Origin of the sequence: Bradyrhizobium arachidis, assembly GCF_015291705.1 — a bacterium.
Lineage (GTDB): Bacteria > Pseudomonadota > Alphaproteobacteria > Rhizobiales > Xanthobacteraceae > Bradyrhizobium > Bradyrhizobium arachidis.
Map to the genome: position 1 here is coordinate 567,400 of NZ_CP030050.1, position 23,542 is coordinate 590,941.

The window sequence follows — 23,542 nt, forward strand, 5'->3', positions numbered from 1 at the left end:
AAAGGGCGCCGGCGGCTCACGACATCCGGCTTCCAGGGCCTCTAGCTTCATTCACAGCATCGAATTCAAATCGTGTTTGGAAGACAAATGCCCCTGTCAGTCATATGGCTCCTCACGTCCTTTGCGATCAGGCTGCTCGTCGTTCACTTCAAGCTCGTCATCCTTCCAAGTCTCGCGCGAAGGCGAGTTTTCGGAGGCCGGGCGCCCGAGAGGGCAGGCGAGACGTCGTCCTGGCTGATGAAGACCTCCCGCTGAATGGGTGCCCGTGCGGACAATATCCTGCCCGCATGAACGGCCGCTTGCGGCTGAAACGAAAGCGTTGAAACCGAGGACCATTCGCCATGCCTGGCTTGATGATGCAAACTCCTTTGCTCCTGTCGTCCATTCTCATGCACGCGGCGCGTTCCTTTCCCGACGTCGAGATCGTCTCCCGAACTCCCGACAAGCCCGATCACGTCACGAGCTACGGCGGCCTTCTCGAGCGCAGCTCCCGGCTCGCAAATGCATTGGACTCGATCGGCATCAAGCCGGGCGATCGCGTGGCGACCCTGGCCTGGAATAGCTATCGGCATCTGGAGCTATCCTTCGGCATTTCCGGAATGGGAGCCGTTTGCCACACGATCAATCCAAGGCTGTTCGTGGAGCAGATCATATACATCATCAACCATGCCGAAGACGTGGTTGTATTCTTCGATCTGGCATTCATCGATCTCGTACAGTCGCTGATACCGCAATGTCCGACTGTTGAAGCGTGGATATATCTGGGCGAGGCTGGCGACGCGAAGATCGTGGGAGCCAAAGGCTTCCCCTCCTATGAAGGATTTCTCTCCGGGTGCTCGGAAGTTTATGCATGGCCGGAATTCGACGAGAACACGGCATGCGGACTTTGCTATACGTCGGGAACGACAGGAAACCCAAAGGGTATGCTGTATAGCCATCGCAGCGCCGTGCTGCATTCCTGCGCCGCGGCGCTCCCGGACGCTTGCCGCATTTCTCTGCATGACACGGTCGCGCTTGTCTCGCCGATGTTCGACGTCATGTCTTGGGGAATGCCGTATTGTGCAGCGGCGACGGGTTCGAAGCTGGTGATGGCCGGACAAAACGTCGACGGTGAGAGCCTGCACAGGTTGTTCGAGGACCACGGGGTGACTTTCGCCGGCGGCGTGCCGACGGTTTGGCTGGGCTATGTTCGATACCTGCAAAGCGCCGGCGTGAAGCCGACGACGCTCAATCGCGCGCTGATCGGTGGCACGGCATGTCCGCCCTCCCTGATGGAAACGCTGCAGGACGAATACGGAGTAGAAGTTGTGCATGGCTGGGGCATGATGGAAACCAGCCCGCTTGCGACGATCTCGAAGCCGCTGCGCAAGCACATAACCTCGTCGAGAGCTGAACGGCGGTCTCGCCAGGTCAAACAAGGACGTGCGCTCTTCGGTGTCGAAATCGGCATTCGCGACGGCAAAAACAGAAAACTCCCCCGCGATGGCAACACAGTTGGCGACCACGTGGTTCGGGGGCCCTGGATTGCCCGCGCTTACTACAGGATGCCGGAAAGCGAGCGTGCCGACGGCTGGTTTTTCACAGGTGATGTCGCCACGATCGACAGCGACGGTTACACACAGATTGCGGATCGTTCGAAGGGCGTCATCAAGTCCGGAGGCGAACGGATATCGTCGATCGAACTCGAAAACCTGACGATGGCCCACCCCGAAATCGTCGAAGCGGCGGTGATTGGTATTGCGCATCCAAAATGGGACGAACGCCCGCTCGTGCTTGCGGTCCGACGCCAGGGATCGAGGCTCAAGGCGCAAGATCTCCTGACCTTTTACGAGGGCAAGATCGCGAAGTGGTGGATGCCGGACGATGTTCTGTTCGTCGACGAGCTTCCGCACGGGGCGACCGGAAAAGTCCTGAAGACCAGATTGCGAGAGCTTTGCGGAAACCGCGTTTCCGCCGCGATCAGCCAGACGGGCGCCCCGCCCGCCGCCGAAGCCAACGGAGGTTCCTATGTCAGTGCGCAGCTCACTTCTCGCAGCCGCCGTCACCTTCTCACTCGCGGCCGCACACGCTAACGGCCTGCGGCCGATCGAGGGCCTGAGCATCAATCTCGGCGATGTATCCGGCGTCGCCTACTACACGGTCGAGCCCGATGGATTCCGCGTCGTCACGACTCTCGCACAGGGTGAAGCGGGAACGCCGATCCGCTTTGTGACAGTACTGGCGCCCGGTCAGCGCGTCGTTGTCTCAACGCCATACCAGGCACCCGCGCTCGAAATCAGCCGAAAGGGCGATGAACTGCTCGTCCGAAAGGCGAGCACGTTCTCCAATTCAAGGGGGTGACTGACACTCTCTCCGCCAATGGCTTTCAAGTCGGGATCAAGCCGGATCCGCGATAGCTTTCGATCAGCGCATCGAACAACTTCAGATCTGCGCGGCTCCGCGCCATCAGCTGCGCGCCGGCAACGGCCGCGTAGATCGCGCGCGCCCTTGCTTCACGCTTGCTGGCGGGAACTGCGGCCGCGGCGAGCATCCTGGTCAGCCACGCCACGTTGACATCGGCAAAAGCCTGCACCTCGGTTTTCACCGCGTCCGGCAGATCGTCATATTCGGCCGCCATGAAGCTACAGAGGCACATGCGATTGTCCTGCTCCAGCGATCGACGAAAAAGTCCCGGATAGGCCCGGAGCGCCTTTCTTGGATCTCCGTTCGCTTTTGAAAGAGCTTCGAGGTTCGCCGCCGTATCCTCCCAGTAGCGTCTCGCCACCGCCGCACCCAGCTCGGCCTTGCCCGGGAAGTGGTGGTAGATGCTCGCAGCCTTGATGCCGACCTCGGCTCCGATGTCGCGGAAGTTCAACCCGCCATATCCGTGGGCCTGGGCCGTCCTGCGCGCTGCGGCCAGGATCGCCTCCCTCGCATTTTCGCTCATCTCGATCACCTCATCGTGTCCCTACCAAATGACAGGTAGGGATTGAAGTCCGAAAATGCGAGGGACATGTCCAGCCTACCAAATGACAGGTAGGATAACATGACCAACAATATCGTGAAAATGGACGCCACGCGCATCGCCCAGCTGATCGCTCAACGGGAGCTTTCGCCCGTCGAGGTCATGCAGGCGCACCTCGACCGCATCGCGGCGGTCAATCCCAAGCTGAACGCAATCGTGACGCTGGCCGACGGCGCGATGGACAGCGCTGGAAAGGCTGAGGCGGCAGTGATGTCAGGCGCTCAGCTCGGCCCCCTCCATGGTGTTCCGTTCACCGTCAAGGACGGAATCGACACGGCGGGTGTGCTGACACAGCGCGCTTCGCCGATTTTTAGAGGGCGCGTGCCTGACACCGATGCCACCGTTGTGGCCAGGTTAAAGGCCGCCGGCGCCATCCTCATCGCAAAGACGAACCCTCCCGAATTTTCCTATTCGATCGAAACCGACAATCTCCTGACGGGCCAGACCAACAACCCCTGGAACCTCGACTACACGCCGGGCGGATCGAGCGGCGGTGAATCGGCCGCCATCGCAGCGGGCATGTCGCCACTCGGTGTGGGCAGCGATCTCTCGATCTCATTGCGTGGCCCGGCAGCACATACCGGTATCGTTGGTTTTAAGGCCACGCATGGCCGAATGCCGATGACAGGTCACTGGCCACGGGTGCCGCGACGCTTTTGGCACATCGGTCCGATGGCGCGGTCGGTTCGCGATGTTGCGCTGGCTTATTCCTTGATGGCCGGGCCCGACGGCGCCGACGGCTTCTCCATCAGCTCGCCCAGCCTCGACACAGGGGTGGGCACAACATCGACCCGTAAGCTTCGCGTGGGCTGGATGGCCTCTCCAGGCTTCTTCGGGCCAATCGATCCCGAGGTCGTGGCGACGGTGAAGGCAGCGGCGCGTGCACTGACCAATGCCGGCTACCAGGTCGAACAGGTCCGGTTGCCAGTGGTGGAGCAGACCGATGCCAACAGCGTCCTCTGGCAGCTCCAGCAGATGGAAAGCCAAGCCGAGTTCGAGAAGGTCACCGCCGGCCACGAGGCCGAGATCTTCAGGCACGCCAAATTGGTCCTTGATGCACCTGATACGCCGATCGCCGATTTCGTCGCCGCCGAGCAGGCCATAGAGCGCCTTCGCGACACCTTTGCCGAATACTTCCAGCGCTACGATGTGCTGCTATGTCCGGTGACACCGTTCCCGGCGACCAAGCATGGTCTCAACGACGTCGTGGTCGATGGCGTGACAGTCTCGCCGTTCCACGTGATGAGCGCCACATCACCGTTCAGCCTGACAGGAATGCCCGCTCTCTCGATGCGATTTGGAACGAGCCGTGACGGTCTTCCGATCGGCGTGCAGATCGTCTCGTCGTGGCTGGCGGAATCGACGGTGCTCGAGGTTGCCTCGGTCCTTGAAGACGTGAGCCCCGTCCGCAATCTTCATCCTGCGATCTAACGCTGCAGGGGGCGGGTCTTCCCGCCCCCTTCGATAGGAGCATTGAAACATGAGCGAATTCTACGAACTCACATCCCTTGCCTGCCCGATGCTCGGGACATCGGAAGTCGCCAAGGCCGCACGGGATTGGGTCACGGCGCCCGACGCCAGCGGCACGCTGTTGGGCTGCTGGCGAACGGAATTCGCTACGCTTGGGCGCCTGTTGATCCTGCGCAGCTTCGAAGCGCGAGATGCGCTGGATCAAGAACGGCGCCGCGCGTTGTTGAGCGCCAATCCGTTCAACGCCGGGCGGCTGATCACGGCGTTGGAGATGGATAGCTACCAGCGCTTTCCCTTCCTGCCGCCGGTGCAGCCGGGGGCTTACGGCGATGTCTACGAATTCCGCACTTACAAGCTGAAGCCGGGCGGACTGCCGCCGACGCTTGCGGGATGGGAGGCTGCGATCGCGCCGGCGCGGGACTACACGGCGCATTTGGTGATCAACATGTACGCGCTCGATGGACCACCCCGGATCACCCATATCTGGGGTTTCGAAAGCCTCGCGCAGCGCGCGTCGCTGCGCAGCGCCGCCTTTTCCACCAGCGTCTGGCCTCCGAAGGGTGGCCCGGAGAATGTCCTTCAGGCGGTCTCGGTCATCGCAATGCCGGAAGGCGAATAGCCAGGTCGTACGGCTGCCTCGCGACCAGCCCGGCGTCCTTAGGCCACCTTCCACCTCCCGTCTCCCGCGCGCTTCAGCGCGGGATCCGGCACCCGCACATGCGCGGCCAGATAATCGATGAACGCGCGCACGCGGGCGGGCAGGGGGGCGGTGTGGCCGACATAGACGGCGTGGATGTCTTCGCGATCGCCGGGATTGTAGTTTTGGAGAACTGGGACAAGACGTCCGGCTTCGATGTCGGGGCCGATGTGGAAGAGGGCGAGGCGGGCCAGTCCCACGCCGCCGAGGCAGAGGCGGCGGGCCGCTTCGCCGTCGCTGGCGCGCGCGACTGGCGGCGGCACGATTTCCTCGGTGTGGTCGCCGCGCTTGAATGGCCAGGCGCGGATCGAGCGCGGGAAGGTCCAGCCGATGCCGCGGTGATCGGCAAGATCGGCCGGCGTCTTCGGCGTGCCTGCGCGTGCGAGATAATTCGGCGCGCCGACCACGACCATGCGGCTGGTGCCGAGCTTTCGCGCGACGAGGCGCGAGGCCCGCAGCGGCCCGGCGCGGATGGCGACGTCGGCGCGCTCCTGCATCAGGTCGATTAGCGTATCGGTCAGCACGAGATCGAGCGTGACCTCGGGGTGCTGCTCGAGGAAGCGCGGGAGCAGCGGCATCACATGCAGCATGCCGAACGGGATGTTGCAGTTGACCGTCAACCGGCCGCGCGGCGCAGCGCCCGAAGCCGCCTCGCGCTCCGCCTCCTCCATCTCGGCGAGGATGCGCACGGCGCGCTCGTAAAAGGCCCGGCCTTCTTCCGTCAGCGTGAGCTTGCGCGTCGTGCGGTTGACGAGCCGCGAGCCGAGTCGTGTTTCCAGCCGAGAGATCAGCTTGCTGACGCCCGAGGGCGTCAGGCGCAGTTTTCGTGCGGCCTGGGTGAATCCGCCGAGATCGACCACGCGGACGAAGACCTCCATCTCGGCGGAGCGGTTGGTGTCGAAACGGGCCATGTTGAATTCACGTCACAAATGATTGGATTGTGGACATTCTAATGGTTTTGCCGCGGTGCCGCTATCTGCGTGGCTCGTCTCATCCATTGGAGCCACGCATGCCTCCCGCCGTCCTCGCGCTCACCGCCGGTGCCTTCGGTATCGGCACCACCGAATTCATCATCATGGGTCTCTTGCTGCAGGTTGCCGCCGACATGCATGTCTCTGTGCCGGTCGCGGGCCTCCTGATCTCCGGCTATGCGCTCGGCGTATTCGTGGGGGCGCCAGTCCTCACCCTGGCGACGCGCAAATTGCCGCGGAAAACCGTGCTGCTTGCGCTGATGGCGATCTTCACGCTCGGCAACGCGGCCTGCGCGCTGGCGCCGAACTACGAGCTGTTGATGGCAGCGCGTGTGCTGACCTCGCTCGCGCACGGCACGTTCTTTGGCGTCGGCTCGGTGGTGGCGACTGGCCTGGTGGCCGAGGACAAGCGCGCCTCCGCCATCGCGACCATGTTCATCGGCCTGACAGTCGCGACCCTGCTGGGCGTGCCCTTCGGCGCCTGGTTCGGCCTGATGCTCGGCTGGCGCGCGGCGTTCTGGGCGGTGACGGTGATCGGCGTGATTGCGTTTGCCGTGGTGGCTGCGCTGGTGCCCGGTCATGTCGGCAAGGGCGCCAAGCCGATCTCGCTCGCGGAAGAGGTCGCGGTGCTCGGCCGTCCGCAGGTGCTGCTTGGCCTTGCCATGACCGTGTTCGGCTTCGCCGGGCTGTTCGTCGTCTTCACCTATATCCAGCCGATCCTGACGCGCTTCACCGGCTTCTCGGAGGCCGCAGTCTCGCCGATCTTGCTGGTGTTCGGTGTTGGCCTTGCGATCGGCAATGTCGCCGGCGGCAAGCTTGCCGATCGCGGTCTCGCACGCGCCCTGATCGGCACGATCGCCGCGCTCGCGATCGTGTTGCTCGGTTTGGCCGCCGTGCTGTCGGTCAAGATCGCTGCCATCGCGCTGATCCTGCTGCTCGGCATTGCAGCCTTCGCAACCGTCGCGCCGCTGCAGCTGCGCGTGCTGGAGGCGGCTGGGCCCAGCGGCCGCACGCTGGCCTCCAGCCTCAACATCGCCGCGTTCAATCTCGGCAACGCGCTCGGCGCCTGGGCCGGCGGTGTCACCATTGATCGCGGGCTCGGCCTCTCCGCCCTGCCGCTGGTCGCGGCCGGCATCACCGCGATCGGCCTCGTGCTCGCGCTGTGGAGCCTCCAGTTCGACCGCCGGCAGGGCGCCGTCGCGGCGTGCCCGGCGGAATAGGAGAGCGATCATGGAATACCGCAATCTCGGCGCGTCCGGGCTCAAGGTCCCCGTCCTCAGCTTCGGCACCGGCACGTTCGGTGGCCAGGGACCGCTGTTCTCGGCCTGGGGCCGCAGTGGCGTGGAGGAAGCCCGCAGGCTGGTCGACATCTGCCTCGATGCCGGCGTCAATCTGTTCGACAGTGCCGACGTCTATTCGAATGGTGCCTCCGAGGAGATCCTCGGTGCCGCGATCAAGGGCCGTCGCGACAAGGTGCTGATCTCGACCAAGATGAGCCTGCCGATGGGCGAGGGTCCGCTCGATGCCGGCTCGTCGCGGCAGCGGCTGCTCGCCTCGGTCGACGCGGCATTGCGTCGGCTTGGCACCGACCATATCGATTTGCTTCAGCTCCACGCCTTCGATGCGTTCACGCCGATCGAGGAGGTGCTGTCCACGCTCGACATGCTCGCGCGCGCCGGCAAGCTGCGCTATGTCGGCGTCTCGAATTTCGCGGGCTGGCAGCTGATGAAGTCGCTCGCCATCGCCGACCGCCACGGCTGGCCGCGCTATGTCGCGCATCAGGTCTATTACTCGCTGCTCGGCCGCGACTATGAGTGGGAGCTGATGCCGCTCGCGCGCGACCAGGGTGTTGGCGCGCTGGTCTGGAGCCCGCTCGGCTGGGGCCGGCTCACCGGAAAGATCCGGCGCGGCCAGCCGCTGCCGGAAGCGAGCCGCCTGCACGCCACCGCACAGTTCGGGCCGCCCGTGGACGAGGAGCGTCTGTATGCCGTCGTCGACGTGCTGGACGCGATTGCCGCAGAGACTGGCCGGACCGTTCCGCAGGTCGCGATCGCCTGGTTGCTCTCGCGCCCCACGGTCTCCTCCGTGATCATCGGCGCGCGCGACGAGGCGCAGCTGCGCGACAATCTGGGGGCGGTCGGCTGGTCGCTGAGCGCGGATCAGATCAAGCGGCTCGACGAGGTCAGCGCCGTAATGCCGCCCTATCCCTATTACCCCTATCGGATCCAGGAGGGCTTTGCGCGGCTCAATCCACCACCGGTGTAAAGGTCGCAAATAAAAGGCGGCGATCGCGGCCTAGTAGAATGCCGCGATTGCCGTTGCGATTCCCGGCGGGAGATTCGACTCGCTCGTCAGCGTGTCCAGGAAGGCGGGATCGCCCGCCACCGTGAGGCCATCCAGCTTGATCGGATGCAGCGGCTCGGGCGCCGCCGCAGCGGAGGCCAACAGATCGGGACCGGTCCGGATGCCGTTATAGACGAGCCGCGGCCGCAGCTGGACATTGTTGCCGAACTGCTCGTCCAGCGCGAGACGCCATCTGGTGCGCGTCACCGTTCCGCCGGCGATCGCCGCCGACATCGCAAGGCTGTGCGGTTGCAGCGTGCCGAGATTGCCGAGCGCGGCGGTCAGGCGGTTCGTCGCCTCCGCCAGCGTGATGTTCTCGATCCCCGGATCCTGGTCGGGCGAGGTGAAGTCGATCACCCGCGCGCTGCTGCCGATCTTGATCGCTTCGCCGCTTCCGCCCGCCTTTTGCATGACGCTCTTCGTTCCATAGTGCGGCCGTCCGCCGATCACCACCAGCACGACATCCTGCTCGCGCGACTTGATCAGATGGCCGTAGGGATCGCCGGTGACGCCCTTGACGACCAGCAGATCGGCGAACTTGCCCTGGGCGATCGTCCCGAGCTTGGCATCCCATTTCAGGATCGTTGCCGGATTGCGCGTCGCCATCGAGACGATGTCGTAATCGCTGAAGCCGAGATTGAAATGCGCCGAGACGACCTTCGCCGCTTTCAGCTCACCCAAAAGGTTCTTGCTGCCGGATGGCGACCAGTCCGAGCCGAGCGCAATGGTGAGGCCGGCTGCGCGTGCGGCGGCGACATCGGTCGTCTTCCCGTACAGCAGCAGATTGCTCAGCGGAGACCAGACCACCTTGGCCTCGTGATGTGCCATCGTTCCGAAATCGGTCGCATCGAGCGCGGTGCAATGAATGCCGGCCAGCGACGGTTCGATCGCCCAATCGCCCGAACCGTTGCGCAAGGCCAGGAAGTGGCTGTGGGCCTTGGCATCGATGCCTTCGCTGAGATGCAGCAGGAAGCAGGCCGACGATTTCAGCTCGTTGTCGAACTTCGCCCAATCGTCGGCGTCGATATCGGGTATCTTCGAGTGCGCCCGTGGAAGGTCCGGAGGACTGCCGATCTCGGCGGCGCGCAGCGCGCCCTTGTAGTATTTGTGGATCGTGCCGCTCCAGTTCGACAGCGTGATCCCCTGGCTCGTCGTGGTGCCCGCGACCAGGCATTTGGCTTCGACGTAGCGGACCAGAGCCGGCAGCAGCGAGCCGTCATCGGCCAGCGCGATTGCGCTCATGGGGCCGGTCACGGAGGTCTTGTAGGATTTTGCGTTCTGCCACTGGTCGCGATTGCCGTAGAGCTGCGGCACCCGCCACAGCGGCAGGATGTTGTAGCTCAGATGATTGTGCAGCTCGATCAGGCCGGGATAGATGGTGCCGCCGGTCGCGACCGGAGCGACCGTCTCGAAGCCCGCCGGGGCCGGCTGTCCTTGGGCACGACCGCGGCGATGCGGCTGTCCTCGATGAAGATCGTCCCGCTCTTGATGACGTCGCCGTCGGCCGCCATCGTCACGATCCGTCCGGTCAAGGCCCATCGCTTCGGATTTGCGGCCGGGCTCATGGGATCACCCCGTCGGGGATGGTGATGGTGATGGTGCGTCGCTTGGTCGCCGCGTCAGTGCCCTGGCGCACCGCCCATGCCGCATCGCCGCGCATCCAGGCCGGCAGGCCGGCGGGAAGATCCTTCGCGATGATGTCGACGAGCTCGGCCGACTTGAAGGCATCGCCATAGGGCACGAGCGTCGTCGGCACATCGGGATGCTTGACCTGCGGCGCGAGGGCCGCGAGCGCAGCGTTCCACTTGGTCAGCATGATCTTGGTGTTCGCGGCCTGGGTGGCGGCATCGTGCGCCGAGCTTTCCGGCCAGGTCGGGTGCGGAATGTGCTGATAGGCGAGGGTCTTGTAGGCCGCGCCATCGGACGTCTTGAGCCAGGCTTTCCAGGCTTCGTCCGCGAGGCCACCGAGCGAGACTGCGGCCTCGATGTTGCCGGACGCCAGCACGGCTTTCAGCCATTTGTTGCGATAGCCGACAATGCCCGGCTCGTTCTTGTGCTTGCTGCCGCCGCTCTGTCCGTAGACGCTGTACAGGAAGGTGTTCACCATCACGTAGCTCTGCGTGATGCCGAGCTTCGCGAGGAAACCCTGGGTCCGGCGGCCTGCAGTGCCGACCAGGATCCTGCGTACGATGGTTTCGTGCTGGGCCGGATCCTGACCGACGACGAGCACGCGCGCCGATCCGTCGAGGCGGCCGCGGTGAAAGATCGGGCCCCACTCGATCCGGAAATCATGCGGATCGTAGGCCTCGGCGCCAGGGTAGTCGGCGCATAGATCGCGAAATGGTTGTTGGTCGTATCCGCTGTCGAATCCCGTGAGCATGGCAATTGCTCCGATAATGTCGCTGGCAAAATGGCTGCGTCAAAAAAAGCCGGTCGCAATGCCGCAATCTTAGCGGTAATTCACTGTTATGTTCAACCACAATATGGGTCAGGAGAGAGGACCTAAGAGGGCATCGCTGAGCGCAGCGCGAGCGGGTAATCCGCTTGATCTCCGCGATCAACCGCGCCGGCCTGGCGCCGCGCAGCCCGCGCGCCACCGGACGCCGCGACGTCGCGGGCGTGATCGGGAAAGCGCGCGGCTAGTTCGTCAGATGCGAGACGGCAATCGCCTTCTGAAACAGCGCATTCAGCGCGTCGGTGATGCTCGAATCGCTGGAGACTTCGTAATAATAGCCCGACGTCGCGCAGGACTGCATCTTGGTCGCGATCGAGCTGCGCCATGGCGCAATGTAGGTGTTGTACCAGCTGTTGTTGGTGATCGCGAGATAGGTGGTGTAGAGCACGGCGATCTTGACGCCGCGCGCCTTGATGGTGTCGCAGATCGTCGTCGTCAGCGGCTCCTGGCATCGGCCCGACGATGAGATCACGGTCTGGCTGCAATTCGACGGATAATAGTAATCGGCCACGCCGTCGGAGACGAAGAACAGCCATTTCTGCGGCGAGGATGAAGAGCCGTCGCCGGGCGTCGGAATCGCGCCGTTCATCGACGACAGGGTCCCGTCGAAATCGGTGCACATGTCGTTGTTGTAGTTGGTGTAGGGGATCGTCATCAGGTCGACGCCGGAAACCGCCGTCTTGACCGACGAGAGGCTCGAGGTGAGCGCCGAGATCGTGGTCAGGCCGATGGAGCTGCAGTCGCTGCCCATGGTGTAGACCGCCATCCGGTACTGGTTGCTGACGAGCTGGCTGGCGGTGGCGGTGTCGGTCAGCGACTGCGTCGCGTCGCGCACCAGGTCGATCCGCATCTTGATTCCGAGCTTCTTCGCGATCGAGTAATAGCTCGAGGTCTGGAGCGTCTTCTTCGAGCTCGATGTATAAATGTCATGGCAGGCGAAGGCGCAGCTGTCGGAGGTCGCGTTCTGCAGGGCCGTCATGTCGCTCGTGGTGGCGCCCAGCCCCTGCGACGGCGAGTTGTCGAGCAGCACGTAGAAGTCGATGTAGGCAGGCAGCGAAGCCGCCGCGGTCGAAGTCGCCGAGACGACGAGGGTCTTGTAGCCCACGATGCCCATGAAATAGGTCGTCAGGTTGGTCGTTGCGGTGCCCGAGGCGGTGCGTTTGGTGACGCTGTCGGTCACATCGATGGTCACCGAGCTCGCGGTCATGCCGAGTGCGGACATTTGCCCGTTGAAGACGTTCAAGGCGTCGTTCTTCGCGGTCGATGTGCTCTTCGTGATCTCGCTCTTGGCGGTGGCGACCAGCACGGCGGTGTCGAGCGCAGCCGCCAGCTTCACCTTGGCTCGCGCGGCGAGGGAGTAGTCGACGGCGGCGCCGACGAAGGACAACAGTGGCAACAGCGCTAGCGCAAAGATGATGGCGATGTTGCCGCGGCGGTCAGAAGCAAAGCGGGATAACAGGCGACGAGCATTCCCGGTAGCAAAGGTCAAGCAAACGCATCCTCGAACGAAAAACGATGCGCCAACCTAGGCCATCGAAACTTACGCAACGGTTGATCGCGACGCGAACATGCATGTCCGCGCGTTGCAGATCGTTTCTGCGATGCGCGAGAGTCCCTATAAAAATGGGCTCAGCGCGCGTCTGTATCGTTGAGTTCCGTAGTAACACGGGGGAGGCGCATGATGCGTCTTCGCGCGTCTCAATTTGCACGGACACCGCGTCGTGCGTGAGAGCGTCAACCTGTAGTACTGCGAAAGAGACGAGATTTGTTTGGTGATTCGATCATTCCGAATCGCTTCGAGAGGCAGCGATTCGATCTCGGACGAAGCACAGGCGTTGAGATCTGTGAGAGCGTTCGAAGCGCTCGGCTGCACAGGATGACGCATCTCGGCCCGCAACGAGAAAGAGGAGCGGCGCTGGGCAAGCTGCTGCGGCGCGCTGCGATTCATTAATCCAAATTAACTCGAATTTTAGCCAATTCACCAACAGCTGTTAGGGTTACTTCCTCGATCTCTATGCGAATTATTGTCCGCTTTACCACCCGCCTCTAACAGAGGGACGGCGGACAACGCACCTGCCTCATACAGGCCAATAAGTGCGGCCCGCTCCACGCGGAGGTGGCACGATGCGAAACGAGACGATCGCTATTCACGCCGGTTACGAGCCCGAAGCCACCACGCACGCAGTTGCGGTGCCGATCTACCAGACCGCAGCCTATGCCTTCGACAGCGCCGATCATGGCGCTGCGCTCTTCAATCTCGAGGCCGAAGGTTTCCGTTACAGCCGTATCGCCAATCCGACCAGCGCAGTGCTGGAGAAGCGCATCGCCCAACTCGAAGGCGGCGTCGGCGCGCTTGCTGTTGCGACCGGCCAGGCCGCGCTGCATTTCGCCTTCGTCAATGTCGCCGATCATGGCGGCAATATTGTTTCCGTGCCGCAGCTCTACGGCACCACGCACACGCTGCTCTCGCACATCCTGCCGCGGCAGGGCATCGCCGGCCGTTTCGCCGAGAGCGACAAACCCGATGCGATCGCAAAGCTGATCGACGAGAACACCCGCGCCGTGTTCGCCGAGACCATCGGCAACCCCGCTGGCAACGTCTGCGACATCGAGGCGCTGGCCAGGATTGCGCATGACCACGGCGTGCCGCTGATCGTCGACAACACGGTCGCCACCCCGATCCTGCTCAAGCCGTTCGATTACGGCGCCGACATTGCCGTGCATTCGCTGACCAAGTTTCTGGGCGGCCACGGCACCACGCTTGGCGGCGCCATAGTCGATTCCGGAAACTTTCCCTGGGCCAAGCACGCCGACCGCTTCCCGGCCTACAACAAGCCGGACGCGTCCTATCACGGCCTCGTCTATGCCGAGCGCTTCGGCCGGACCGCCTATATCGAGCGCGCGCGCAGCGTCTATCAGCGCACCATGGGCTCGGTGCTGTCGCCGTTCAACGCCTTCCTGCTGCTCCAGGGCATCGAGACCGTGGCGCTGCGCATGGAGCGCCATGTCGAGAACGCCCGCAAGGTCGCCGAATTCCTGCGCGGTGACTCGCGCGTGGCCTGGGTGAATTACACCGGCTTCCCGGACAGCCCGTATTTTCCGCTCGTCGAGAGGTACCTCAGCGGTCAGGCTTCGTCGCTGTTCACCTTCGGCATCAAGGGCGGCATGGAAGCCGGCAAGACCTTCTACGATGCCTTGAGGCTGATCACGCGCCTCGTCAATATCGGCGATGCCAAGTCGCTGGCCTGCCATCCGGCCTCGACCACGCACCGGCAGATGTCGGCCGAGCAGCAGCGCGCCGCCGGCGTGCTGCCGGAGACGATCCGCCTCTCGATCGGCATCGAGCATTCCGCCGACATCATCGAGGATATCGACCAGGCGCTGGCAAAGGCCTGTCCGTCGGCGCGCCTCCAGGCTGCGGAGTAGGCGGACGGCTCCGATGACGATCTTGATCGACAGGGATCAAGGTATAACGAGTCCGGCGCTGGTGCCGGCGGAGCGTGATCTCGCGCGCGACCATGGCGAGCTCACCATCGGTCTGATCAACAACATGCCTGATACGGCGCTGAAGGCGACCGAGCGGCAGTTCATGAAGCTGCTTCAGGCCGCGGCCGGCGCGCACCGCATCCGCTTCCACTGCTTTTCGCTGCCGTCCGTAAAACGCTCGCCGGAAGCGAAGTGGCATGTCGAGAGCGAATATTCCGATCTCGCGGATCTCAGGCGGCACAGATTCGACGGCCTGATCGTGACCGGAGCCGAGCCGGTCGCACCCGAGCTCGACCAGGAGCCGTATTGGCGGGATCTCACCGACCTGATCGACTGGGCCAAGCTCAACACGCGCTCCACGATCTGGTCGTGCCTCGCCGCGCATGCGGCGGTGCTGCATCTCGACCGTATCGAACGGCGGCGCCTGCCGGCCAAATGTCACGGCATCTTCGACTGCGAAGCCGTGACGGACGATGCCCTGACCCGCGCGGCGCCCGCGCCGCTGAAAGTCTCGCATTCGCGCCTGAACGAGATCGCCGAGAGCGATCTCGACGAGGCCGGCTATCAGGTGCTGACACGTTCGCTTCAGGCCGGCGTCGACGTCTTCGTCCGGCAATATGCCAGCCGCTTCGTGTTCTTCCAGGGCCATCCGGAGTACGATGCGTTGTCGCTCCAGCGCGAATATCTGCGCGACATCGGCCGCTATCTCGCCCGTGAGCGCGAGACCTATCCGCACCTGCCGGTGAGCTATTTTGACGCAGCCACGGAGGAGAAGCTCCTCCGCTTCGAGAAGCAGGCGAAGCACCAGCGTCATCCGGCGCTGACCAACGAGCTGCCCGCGCTGAATCTGCGCACGGATATCGCGGCCGGCAGCGCGGCGGCGGTGCTTTTCCGCAACTGGCTGCAATATCTCGGCGCGGATGCCGACGCGTCGGTCGTGCCGCGCTAGATCGGGGCGGCGGGTTCCGTTAGGACTAACGAAGTGTGAAGCTTGCCTCGGGCTGCGCACGAATGTTTGATTGAGCGAATCGGGGCAAACGGGAAATGCGGTCGTGTGGTCGGCACTCCAGGGACGCGTGAGCAATCGGCTGGCCCGGCATTTCCGCGCCGCGCCGCACCGCCTGCCCGCGCATGCGCCGATGGTGAGCTTCACCTTCGATGACGCTCCCGACAGCGCCGCAGGCGAGGGCGCTTCGCTCCTCGAAGCGCATGGCGGCCGCGGCACATATTACATCGCCGGCAGCCTGATCGACCGTCCGTCGGACCATTGGCATGGCCTGTCGAATGACGCCATCGTGCGGCTGCACCGCGCCGGCCACGAGATCGCCTGCCACACCTTCTCGCACCAGAGCTCGGCCGATCTCGACGAGGCCGCGATGGCCCGCGAGATCGAGCGCAACCGCAGTCATTTCCGCGGCATCGATTCTTCGATCGTGTTGGAGAACTTTGCCTACCCTTATGGCATCGCCTCGATTTGGCGGAAGCCCCAGCTCGCCAAAGCGTTCCGCTCGGCGCGCGGCATCCTGCCCGGCGTCAATAGCGACGTCATCGACCTCCAGTTCCTGCGCGCTTCGCCCTTGGTCAACTACGAGATCGATGCGGCCGGAGTAGATCGCTATTTTGACGAAGCCATCGCGAGCGGCGGATGGCTGATCTTCTACAGCCATGACGTCGTCGATGCCCCCAGCCCCTATGGCTGCACGCCGCACCTGATGCGCCACGCGCTGGAGGCGGCGGGAAAGCGCAACATGCCGATCGTGACCGTCGCGGAGGCATTGCGAAGGATCGGGGCGTAGTTTTTCACCTCAGCTCAACCCCCTCAGCGCGGGCGAAGCTCGCGCGCAACGGTGCAAGCCCCGCAAACAGTCTTGCCACGCCCGCGCCAGCATGCGACTGGCCTTGTGACAAATTCCAAAGCATCGCTCCAGCACCATGTCCACATCCTCCACCGCTCCGCTGCCTGCGCCGGCCAACGGCCGTGACGCGCTGTCGGTGCTGCATTCGGTGTTCGGCCTGCCGGGGTTCCGCGGCGCACAGGGCGAGATCATTCGGCACGTTACCGACGGCGGCAATTGCCTCGTGCTGATGCCGACCGGCGGCGGCAAGTCGCTGTGCTACCAGCTCCCATCACTGCTACGCGAGGGCTGCGGCATCGTGGTCTCGCCGTTGATTGCGCTGATGCGCGACCAGGTCGCCGGCCTGATCGAAGCCGGCGTCAACGCTGCGGCGCTGAATTCGTCGCTGTCGTTCCAGGAGGCGTCCGACATCGAGCGGCGGCTGATCGCGGGCGATCTCGACCTGCTCTATGTCGCGCCGGAACGGCTGGTGACGCCGCGCTGCCTGTCGCTGCTGGCGCAGGCGAAGGTGGCGCTGTTCGCGATCGATGAGGCGCATTGCGTCTCGCAATGGGGGCACGACTTCCGCCCCGAATATGTCGGCCTCTCCATCATCGCCGAGCGCTTTCCCGAGGTGCCGCGGATCGCGCTGACTGCGACCGCCGATGAGCTGACGCGCAAGGAGATCGTCGAGCGGCTTCAGCTCACGGACGCGCCGCAATTCGTCTCGAGCTTCGACCGGCCGAACATCCGCTACGAGATCGTCGACAAGCGCAACGCGGTGTCGCAGCTCAAGGACTTCATCCGGGAGCGACATGCCGGCGATGCCGGCGTGGTCTATTGCCTGTCGCGCAACCGCGTCGAGGAGGTCGCCGCCGCACTCGACGATGCCGGCATTCCCGCGCTGCCCTATCATGCCGGTCTCGACGGAAGCGTGCGCTCGCGCAACCAGGACCGCTTCCTCAACGAGGACGGCATCGTCATCGTCGCGACCGTCGCCTTCGGCATGGGCATCGACAAGCCCGACGTGCGTTTCGTCGCCCATCTCGACCTGCCCAAGAGCATCGAGGCCTATTACCAGGAAACCGGTCGTGCCGGCCGCGACGGCAAGCCGTCGGCCGCGTGGATGGCCTATGGGCTCTCGGACATCGTGCAGCAGCGCCGCATGATCGACGAGTCCAGCGGCTCCGACGATTTCAAGCGGGTCTCGATCCGCAAGCTCGACGCACTGGTCGGTCTCGCCGAGACCGCACACTGCCGCCGCAAACGGCTGCTCGGCTATTTCGGCGAGATCGTCATGGGCGAGACTTGCGGCAACTGCGACAACTGCCTGACGCCGCCGAAGATGCGCGACGGCAAGGTGCTGGCGCAGAAGCTGCTGTCCTGCGCCTATCGCACCGGCCAGCGTTTCGGCGCGATGCACCTGATCGACGTGCTGATCGGCCGCTTGACCGAGAAGGTGACGCAGTTCGGCCACGACAAATTGTCGGTGTTCGGCATCGGGCGCGAGCTCAACGAGAAGCAGTGGCGCACAGTGTTGCGGCAGCTGGTGGCGATGGGCCATTTGCAGAGCGACAGCGAAGCCTATGGCGCGCTGAAGCTGACGGACTCTTCGCGCGGCGTGCTGCGTGGTGAGACCGAGGTCTGGCTGCGCGAGGAAGCGCCCGGCACGCGTGTCCGCGCCAGCCGCTCCAAATCCCGCCGCGGCGATCTCGCCCCGGCCGCAAACGCGCCGCAAGGCGACGTCGATCCCGAATTGCGCGCGCGGCTGCGCTCCTGGCGCTCAGACGTCGCGCGCGAGCGCGGTGTGCCGGCCTATGTCGTGCTACACGATGCCACCATCGACGGCATCGTCCGCGCCTGGCCGACGACGCTCGACGAATTGCGCAATGTGCCTGGTATCGGCGACAAGAAGCTCGAGCATTATGGCGAAGAGCTGTTGCAGATCATCAGGACGCGGTAGGGGCGCCGCCGTTATCTCCGCCGTCGTCCCGGACAAGCGAAGCGCAGATCCGGGACCCATAACCACAGGAAGCGGTTTGACGATGACTCGCGGTTGCCAGCTCACGCCACACATCTCCCTGTGGCTATGGGTCCCCGCGTTCGCGGGGACGACAGCGGAGGGGGAGGCGAGACGCCGGTCTACTCACCCGTTCCGGAACGCATAAGCATAGCCGTTCAGCGCCGGTGCGCCGCCGAGATGCGCGTACAGGATCTTCGCGCCCTTCTCGAAATGGTCCTTCTGCACCAGGTCGATCAGGCCCTGCATCGACTTGCCCTCATAGACGGGGTCGGTGATCATGCCTTCCAGACGCGCGGTGAGGCGGATCGCGTCCTTGGTCTCGTCCGACGGCACGCCATAGGCGGGATAGGCGTAGTCCTCGATCAGCACGACGTCGTCGGCGACGAGGTCCTGGCCGAGTTCGACGAGCTTGGCGGTGTTCTGGGCGATCTCGAGCACCTGCGCTTTGGTCTGTGCCGGCGTGAAGGAGGCGTCGATGCCGATCACCTTTCGCGCCCGTCCGTCCGCCGCGAAGCCGACCAGCATGCCGGCATGGGTGGAGCCCGTGACGGTGCAGACGATGACGTAGTCGAACTTGAAGCCGAGCTCCTTCTCCTGCTTGCGCACCTCCTCGGCGAAGCCGACATAGCCGAGCCCGCCGAATTTGTGCACGGAGGCGCCGGCGGGAATCGCATAGGGCTTGCCGCCCGCCGCCTTCACTTCCTCGATCGCCTGCTCCCAGCTCTTGCGGATGCCGATGTCGAAGCCGTCGTCGACGAGGCGCACATCGGCGCCCATGATGCGGGAGAGCATGATGTTGCCGACGCGGTCATAGACCGCATCCTCGTGCGGCACCCAGGCCTCCTGCACCAGGCGGCACTTCATGCCGATCTTGGCGGCGACCGCCGCGATCATGCGGGTATGGTTGGACTGCACGCCGCCGATCGACACCAGCGTGTCGGCGTTGGAGGCGATCGCATCGGGGATGATGTACTCGAGCTTGCGCAGCTTGTTGCCGCCATAGGCGAGACCGGAATTGCAGTCCTCACGCTTGGCATAGATCTCGACCTTGCCGCCCAGATGCTTTGACAGCCGCTCCAGCTTCTCGATGGGCGTCGGGCCGAAGGTCAGCGGGTAGCGCGGAAATTTGTCGAGCTTCATGGGATATCCCGATTGGCGTTGAGGTCTGGGGACGTCGCTAGCATCAACCCGGGAAAATGTGCTCTCGAATATTGCGCCCATATTGCGCGCTATCTTGCGAGGATGGCGGCTTCACGGCATATTCCTTCCGAATTATAGCCTAGATGCGGAAGCTTCTTCCATGGCCGCCCGGCTCGATCGCACTGACCTTAAGATCTTGAGATTGCTTCAGAATAACGGCCGGCTCAGCAACGCGGAGCTGGCCGAAACCGTCGCGATCAGCCCCGCCACCTGCCATCGCCGCACCCAGCGGCTGTTCGAGGGCGGCTTCATCGCGACCGTCCGGGCCATGGTGGCGCCGAAGAAGGTGGCGAAGGGCACGCTGGTGATGGTCGGCGTCGTGCTCGACCGCTCGACGCCGGAGAGCTTTGCGACTTTCGAGCAGGCGATCGCCAAGCTGAAATTCGTGCTCGACTGCCATCTCGTCGCCGGCGACTTCGACTACTTCCTCAAGATTCGCGTCGGCGACATGGAGGACTTCAACCGCATCCATGGCGAGCAGCTCATCGCGCTGCCCGGCGTGCGCCAGACCCGCACCTTCTTCGTGATGAAGGAGGTCGTCGACAACGCGCCGCTGGAGTTTTGAGCACGCGCCGGTGCTTCAACGCCACTTTTCGAATCGCACGGTCGTCACGGCAACTTCACTTGCCATGCAGGCGCACGCGCGCGAGCCTCGGCGCTTCTCAACGAGGAGATCCTGCCGTGCGCCTTCCCATTCTCGATCCGAAGGATCTGACCGCCGAACAGAAGCCGCTCTATGACGACATGCGAGCGGGCATCAAGGACCACTTCAAGGGCTTCGTGAACATGCGCGACGACGGCGCGCTGCTCGGGCCATGGAATCCCTGGATTCGCGAGCCGCGCTTTGGTGGGCCGGTGTGGGAGCTGGTCAAGGCGGTTGCGTCGAACCCGCTGCTGCCGGCGCCGGTGCGCGAGGTCGCTATCCTCGTCACCGGCTCGCATTTCCGCTCCGGCTACGAGCTCTACGCCCATGTGCTGGTCGCCGAGCAGCGCGGCCTCTCCGACGAGAAGCTCGCGACCATCGTCGCTGGCCAGCGGCCGGTCGATCTCACCAAGCAGGAAGCGGTCGCCTATGACATGGCCTCGGCGCTGGTCAGCGGCGGCGTATTGCCGGAGCTGACCTACCGGGCGGCGGTGAAAGAGTTCGGCGAGCACGGCGCGGCCGAGCTGTCCTATCTCGTCGGCGTCTATTGCATGGTCTCGGTCACGCTCAACACCTTCGACGTGCCGGTGCCGGACTAAAAGCCGCTTCGTTCGATCACTCCGCCGCCTTGCTCGCAGGCGGCGGCGGTGCGAAGGCGATGCAGCGATTGCGGCCTTCGGCCTTGGCCTGATAGAGCGCATGATCCGCGGCGCCCATCAGGGCGTCGATGCCGGACATGCTGACGGTGGCCTCCGCGATGCCGATGCTCATGGTGAGACCGAATTGAATCTCGCCGGCGAGAACCTGCGTGCTCATCACCCGCTTGCGGATACGCTCGGCGACAGTCCTCGCCCGAGACAGGCTGGTCTCGGGCAGCAGCACGGCGAATTCCTCGCCGCCGAGGCGTCCGACGATGTCCGACTTCCGCTTGCCGTCGAGGCAAGCGGCCGCGACCGCCTTGATCGCGGCATCGCCCACCGCATGGCCGTAGCGATCGTTGACCGATTTGAAGTGGTCGATATCGAGCATCAGCACCGAGACGGCGCGATAGTAGCGCTGGAAGCGGCTCCATTCCGCATCGAGGTTGTCGAGGAAGTGACGGCGGTTGTAGAGGCCGGTGAGCGGATCGGTGGTGGCGAGCGTCTCCAGCATCGCGGCTTTTTGCGTCAGATCGGTGATGTCGACATAGGTCAGCATGCGCCCGCCGTTCAACATCGTGGTGCAATGGGCCCTAATGCGCCTTCCGTCAGGCGTCTGCAGGTCGCGCACGTGATCGCCGGCCTTGACCTCCTCGACGCGTCTTGCCGGAAATTTCGCAAGCTCGTTCGTTGGCAGATTGGGTGCGCTGGCGCGGTGCAGGCGTCGCACCAGCGACGAATAGGCAGGCCGGCTTGCGGCCTCGTCTTCGCTGACCTCCCAGAATCGCCGCATGCGCCGGTTCATGAAGGTGGCGTGCAGGTCGGAGTCGAGAAGGAGGACGCCGTCCTGGACGTTCTCCAGCGCATCCCGCAGCAGCTTCAGTTCGTCCGAGGCGCGCACGATGTCGGTGACGGGCGTATAGGTCAGCATACGTCCCCCATCGGGCAACGGCGTGACCTGGACGCGCACCACATCGCCGTTGGTGCGGCGCAGATCGATCGGCGTCGGATCGCCCGCCTCGATCACCCGGACGCGCTCCGCCACCAGGGCATCGAGCTCAGGGTCGGGCACCTCATAGGCGCCGGTGTCGCGGCCGTGATGAAGCAGCGTGAGGATGGAGGGATTGCTGTCGGCGACCTCGTCGGGCAGGCGCCACATCTGGCGAAACGACTGGTTGATCAGGCGCGCCCGGAGATGGGAGTCGAGCAGCACGATGCCGGTCGGCACATGATCGAGCGCGGCGCGCAGTGCCAGCATCTGGCCGCGCATCAGCGCGTCGGACGAGCGCTCCCGCTCCTCGCCGGTCGGGTGCTCGCTGCCAGGCCGCTCGAATGCGACTCCGACCTGGCGGTCGGATCGCCAGATCACGCGGCAGGCCAGGATCTCGCGGCCCGCGAGCCTGAGTTGGAAACGCTCGGGCACGCCGAGGCCGCTCTCCATCTCGAGCGTTGCGGCCTCCTCGGTCAGCCGGCGCACGACGCAATCGATCGAGGACTGGCCGAAATTGAAGAAAATCTTCCCGGCAAGGAACGTCCGTTCCGAGACCAAGCGGGACATTCGCAGCCTCCAACGCGAATACGATGCGACAAGCCGGCCTAGTGTCGCGCAAGGTTCCTTGCGGCGATGTAACGGAATAGAAGTTTTGGGATGAGGATTAACGATCGGTTGACGGGCGGCGCGCTTTATCCAAAATCCGCCATGGCCGCAGTCAGTTTCGCACGGCGTAGAGTGGCGTGCGCAAGGTCAGCTGATAGGCCGGCTTTGGCATCCACGCGATCTGCGCGGTGATGCCGAACAGGCGGTTGTCGTTGTCGTCCATGCGGTCGAGGTCGAGGCGCAGGATCGGCTGGGTGAAGGACTCCGCCAAGGTCCGGCCAGCGAGCTGCGCGCCGCCGAACGACTGCACGCCGAGCCGCCCGGTGAACTTCCAGTTGCTCGGCCATTGGTAATAGCCACCGGCATAGAGGATCGTGTTCGGCTTGATCCTGGCCAACTGGCTGGCGATGTCGGTGTGAGTGTACTGCACGCCCGCGAGCCAGCCTCGCGTCTCGTCCTCGTCGAGCGCGTAGTCGAATTCCAGGATGTTGTTGAACGAGTTCGTCATGCCCTGCTCGTTCGGCACCGACTGCGTCAGGGTCGATTGCAGCGTGATGGTCGGGATCTTCCCGCCGTTCTGCTGATAGAGGTCGGCCTGCACGCCGATGTTCCAGCTCGTGATGTCGAACGACGACCAGCCGCCGCCGATGTCGGTGGTCGAGCCCGACACGCCGCCATAGAGCGAGACGCGGTCGGTCACGTCGACGGTCAGCGGCAGGTCGACGGCAATGGCTTTCGCCGCCGGCAAGCCGTTCGGCAGCGTCGTGCCGCGTTGTGCTGCCAGCGCTTCGAACGCGGCCGACAAGGACGTGTTGCCGAAGCCGAGCCCGAGCGTGCCTGCGGGGATCGCCGCATAGATGGTGCGGAGATCGAGGTAGATGTTCGGGATGGCGGGCTTTGCGGGTTTGTCCTCGTCGTCATCGGCGGCGAAGGCGGCGCCTGCCGAGATCGTCAGGCCAAGCAACCCGATCACGACGGGCAAGGCCGGACGGTATGATCGGCTCGGGTGGGACACGTGACAATCCGGCGCGTGGCGCTCTGATGACGGAATCGTGTTCTAGATGGAACGTGATCATTCGCGCGGTCAAGCGCTATCCGCAAGCGGTGGACGAGGCGGATGTGCGCGGTTACCCTGCCGTGATCGCATTGACACACTCGCCGGCCAGAGTGCGGCCGGACA

At 64.2% G+C, this 23,542-nt stretch carries 20 protein-coding genes; 12 read left to right on the top strand and 8 right to left on the bottom strand.

Translation table 11 applies throughout. The features are described 5' to 3' along the window. Positions 1 to 341: 341 nt before the first annotated feature. Together WN72_RS02660 and WN72_RS02665 are read left to right on the top strand one after the other, a co-directional pair. Positions 342 to 2,072 carry a long-chain-fatty-acid--CoA ligase gene (locus WN72_RS02660; RefSeq protein ID WP_092218480.1) on the top strand — a complete coding sequence of 577 codons (1,731 nt, stop codon included), beginning with the start codon at positions 342 to 344 and terminating at the stop codon, positions 2,070 to 2,072. Further along, entirely contained in the window at positions 2,008 to 2,340 is a 333-nt protein-coding gene (locus WN72_RS02665; protein ID WP_092218481.1) for a hypothetical protein, read from the top strand. The genes WN72_RS02660 and WN72_RS02665 overlap by 65 nt, the downstream gene beginning before the upstream one ends. A 25-nt stretch (positions 2,341 to 2,365) precedes the next feature. On the opposite strand, the gene WN72_RS02670 is transcribed toward WN72_RS02665, so the two are convergent. Further along, positions 2,366 to 2,926, bottom strand: a complete 561-nt coding sequence (locus tag WN72_RS02670; RefSeq protein ID WP_092218521.1) for a TetR/AcrR family transcriptional regulator — start codon at positions 2,924 to 2,926, stop codon at positions 2,366 to 2,368. Between the two features lie 99 nt (positions 2,927 to 3,025). Here WN72_RS02670 and WN72_RS02675 point away from each other — a divergent pair, with 99 nt between their 5' ends. Both WN72_RS02675 and WN72_RS02680 read left to right on the top strand, forming a co-directional pair. Then, positions 3,026 to 4,435: an amidase gene (locus tag WN72_RS02675; RefSeq protein ID WP_092218482.1), complete on the top strand. Its 1,410-nt coding sequence runs from the start codon at positions 3,026 to 3,028 to the stop codon at positions 4,433 to 4,435. Positions 4,436 to 4,484: 49 nt separating this feature from the next. Next, positions 4,485 to 5,093, top strand: a complete 609-nt coding sequence (locus tag WN72_RS02680; RefSeq protein WP_027563512.1) for an NIPSNAP family protein — start codon at positions 4,485 to 4,487, stop codon at positions 5,091 to 5,093. 38 nt (positions 5,094 to 5,131) lie between these two features. Here WN72_RS02680 and WN72_RS02685 read toward each other — a convergent pair whose 3' ends face one another. Continuing rightward, on the bottom strand, positions 5,132 to 6,082 hold the full coding sequence (locus tag WN72_RS02685; RefSeq protein ID WP_092218483.1) for a LysR family transcriptional regulator: 951 nt from the start codon (positions 6,080 to 6,082) through the stop codon (positions 5,132 to 5,134). Positions 6,083 to 6,180: 98 nt separating this feature from the next. On the opposite strand from WN72_RS02685, the gene WN72_RS02690 reads away from it, so the two are divergent. Both WN72_RS02690 and WN72_RS02695 read left to right on the top strand, forming a co-directional pair. Continuing rightward, positions 6,181 to 7,362 carry an MFS transporter gene (locus WN72_RS02690; RefSeq protein WP_167381062.1) on the top strand — a complete coding sequence of 394 codons (1,182 nt, stop codon included), beginning with the start codon at positions 6,181 to 6,183 and terminating at the stop codon, positions 7,360 to 7,362. A gap of 10 nt (positions 7,363 to 7,372) precedes the next feature. After that, on the top strand, positions 7,373 to 8,407 hold the full coding sequence (locus tag WN72_RS02695; RefSeq protein WP_092218485.1) for an aldo/keto reductase: 1,035 nt from the start codon (positions 7,373 to 7,375) through the stop codon (positions 8,405 to 8,407). Between the two features lie 30 nt (positions 8,408 to 8,437). Here the strand turns inward: WN72_RS02695 and WN72_RS02700 are convergent, their stop codons facing one another. From WN72_RS02700 to WN72_RS02710, 3 genes are all read right to left on the bottom strand, one after another. Then, positions 8,438 to 10,024 (bottom strand): amidohydrolase family protein, encoded by a 1,587-nt coding sequence (locus tag WN72_RS02700; protein WP_244553916.1) that lies wholly within the window; start codon positions 10,022 to 10,024, stop codon positions 8,438 to 8,440. A gap of 22 nt (positions 10,025 to 10,046) precedes the next feature. Continuing rightward, positions 10,047 to 10,865 carry a uracil-DNA glycosylase family protein gene (locus WN72_RS02705; RefSeq protein ID WP_092218486.1) on the bottom strand — a complete coding sequence of 273 codons (819 nt, stop codon included), beginning with the start codon at positions 10,863 to 10,865 and terminating at the stop codon, positions 10,047 to 10,049. A 259-nt stretch (positions 10,866 to 11,124) separates the two neighbouring features. Next, on the bottom strand, positions 11,125 to 12,429 hold the full coding sequence (locus WN72_RS02710; RefSeq protein ID WP_092218487.1) for a TadE/TadG family type IV pilus assembly protein: 1,305 nt from the start codon (positions 12,427 to 12,429) through the stop codon (positions 11,125 to 11,127). 635 nt (positions 12,430 to 13,064) lie between these two features. Between WN72_RS02710 and WN72_RS02715 the strand changes: the two genes are divergently transcribed. The 4 genes from WN72_RS02715 (at position 13,065) to recQ (ending at position 18,224) form a co-directional block, all read left to right on the top strand. Continuing rightward, on the top strand, positions 13,065 to 14,366 hold the full coding sequence (locus WN72_RS02715) for an O-acetylhomoserine aminocarboxypropyltransferase/cysteine synthase family protein (protein ID WP_092218488.1): 1,302 nt from the start codon (positions 13,065 to 13,067) through the stop codon (positions 14,364 to 14,366). Positions 14,367 to 14,379: 13 nt separating this feature from the next. Then, entirely contained in the window at positions 14,380 to 15,375 is a 996-nt protein-coding gene (gene metA / locus WN72_RS02720) for a homoserine O-succinyltransferase MetA (protein WP_027563504.1), read from the top strand. A 103-nt stretch (positions 15,376 to 15,478) separates the two neighbouring features. Continuing rightward, complete coding sequence (locus tag WN72_RS02725) at positions 15,479 to 16,222, top strand: polysaccharide deacetylase family protein (protein WP_092218489.1); 744 nt, start codon at positions 15,479 to 15,481, stop codon at positions 16,220 to 16,222. Between the two features lie 136 nt (positions 16,223 to 16,358). Continuing rightward, positions 16,359 to 18,224 (top strand): DNA helicase RecQ, encoded by a 1,866-nt coding sequence (gene recQ / locus WN72_RS02730; RefSeq protein WP_092218490.1) that lies wholly within the window; start codon positions 16,359 to 16,361, stop codon positions 18,222 to 18,224. A gap of 183 nt (positions 18,225 to 18,407) precedes the next feature. Here the strand turns inward: recQ and WN72_RS02735 are convergent, their stop codons facing one another. Then, positions 18,408 to 19,424: a 1-aminocyclopropane-1-carboxylate deaminase gene (locus WN72_RS02735; protein WP_092218491.1), complete on the bottom strand. Its 1,017-nt coding sequence runs from the start codon at positions 19,422 to 19,424 to the stop codon at positions 18,408 to 18,410. A 160-nt stretch (positions 19,425 to 19,584) separates the two neighbouring features. On the opposite strand from WN72_RS02735, the gene WN72_RS02740 reads away from it, so the two are divergent. Both WN72_RS02740 and WN72_RS02745 read left to right on the top strand, forming a co-directional pair. Then, on the top strand, positions 19,585 to 20,049 hold the full coding sequence (locus tag WN72_RS02740) for an Lrp/AsnC family transcriptional regulator (protein WP_027563500.1): 465 nt from the start codon (positions 19,585 to 19,587) through the stop codon (positions 20,047 to 20,049). Positions 20,050 to 20,165: 116 nt separating this feature from the next. Further along, positions 20,166 to 20,726 (top strand): carboxymuconolactone decarboxylase family protein, encoded by a 561-nt coding sequence (locus tag WN72_RS02745; RefSeq protein ID WP_027563499.1) that lies wholly within the window; start codon positions 20,166 to 20,168, stop codon positions 20,724 to 20,726. A 16-nt stretch (positions 20,727 to 20,742) separates the two neighbouring features. Here the strand turns inward: WN72_RS02745 and WN72_RS02750 are convergent, their stop codons facing one another. Together WN72_RS02750 and WN72_RS02755 are read right to left on the bottom strand one after the other, a co-directional pair. Then, positions 20,743 to 22,323 (bottom strand): sensor domain-containing diguanylate cyclase, encoded by a 1,581-nt coding sequence (locus tag WN72_RS02750; RefSeq protein WP_092218492.1) that lies wholly within the window; start codon positions 22,321 to 22,323, stop codon positions 20,743 to 20,745. A 151-nt stretch (positions 22,324 to 22,474) separates the two neighbouring features. Then, positions 22,475 to 23,377: a hypothetical protein gene (locus WN72_RS02755; protein ID WP_244553918.1), complete on the bottom strand. Its 903-nt coding sequence runs from the start codon at positions 23,375 to 23,377 to the stop codon at positions 22,475 to 22,477. Between the last annotated feature and the right edge of the window lie 165 nt (positions 23,378 to 23,542).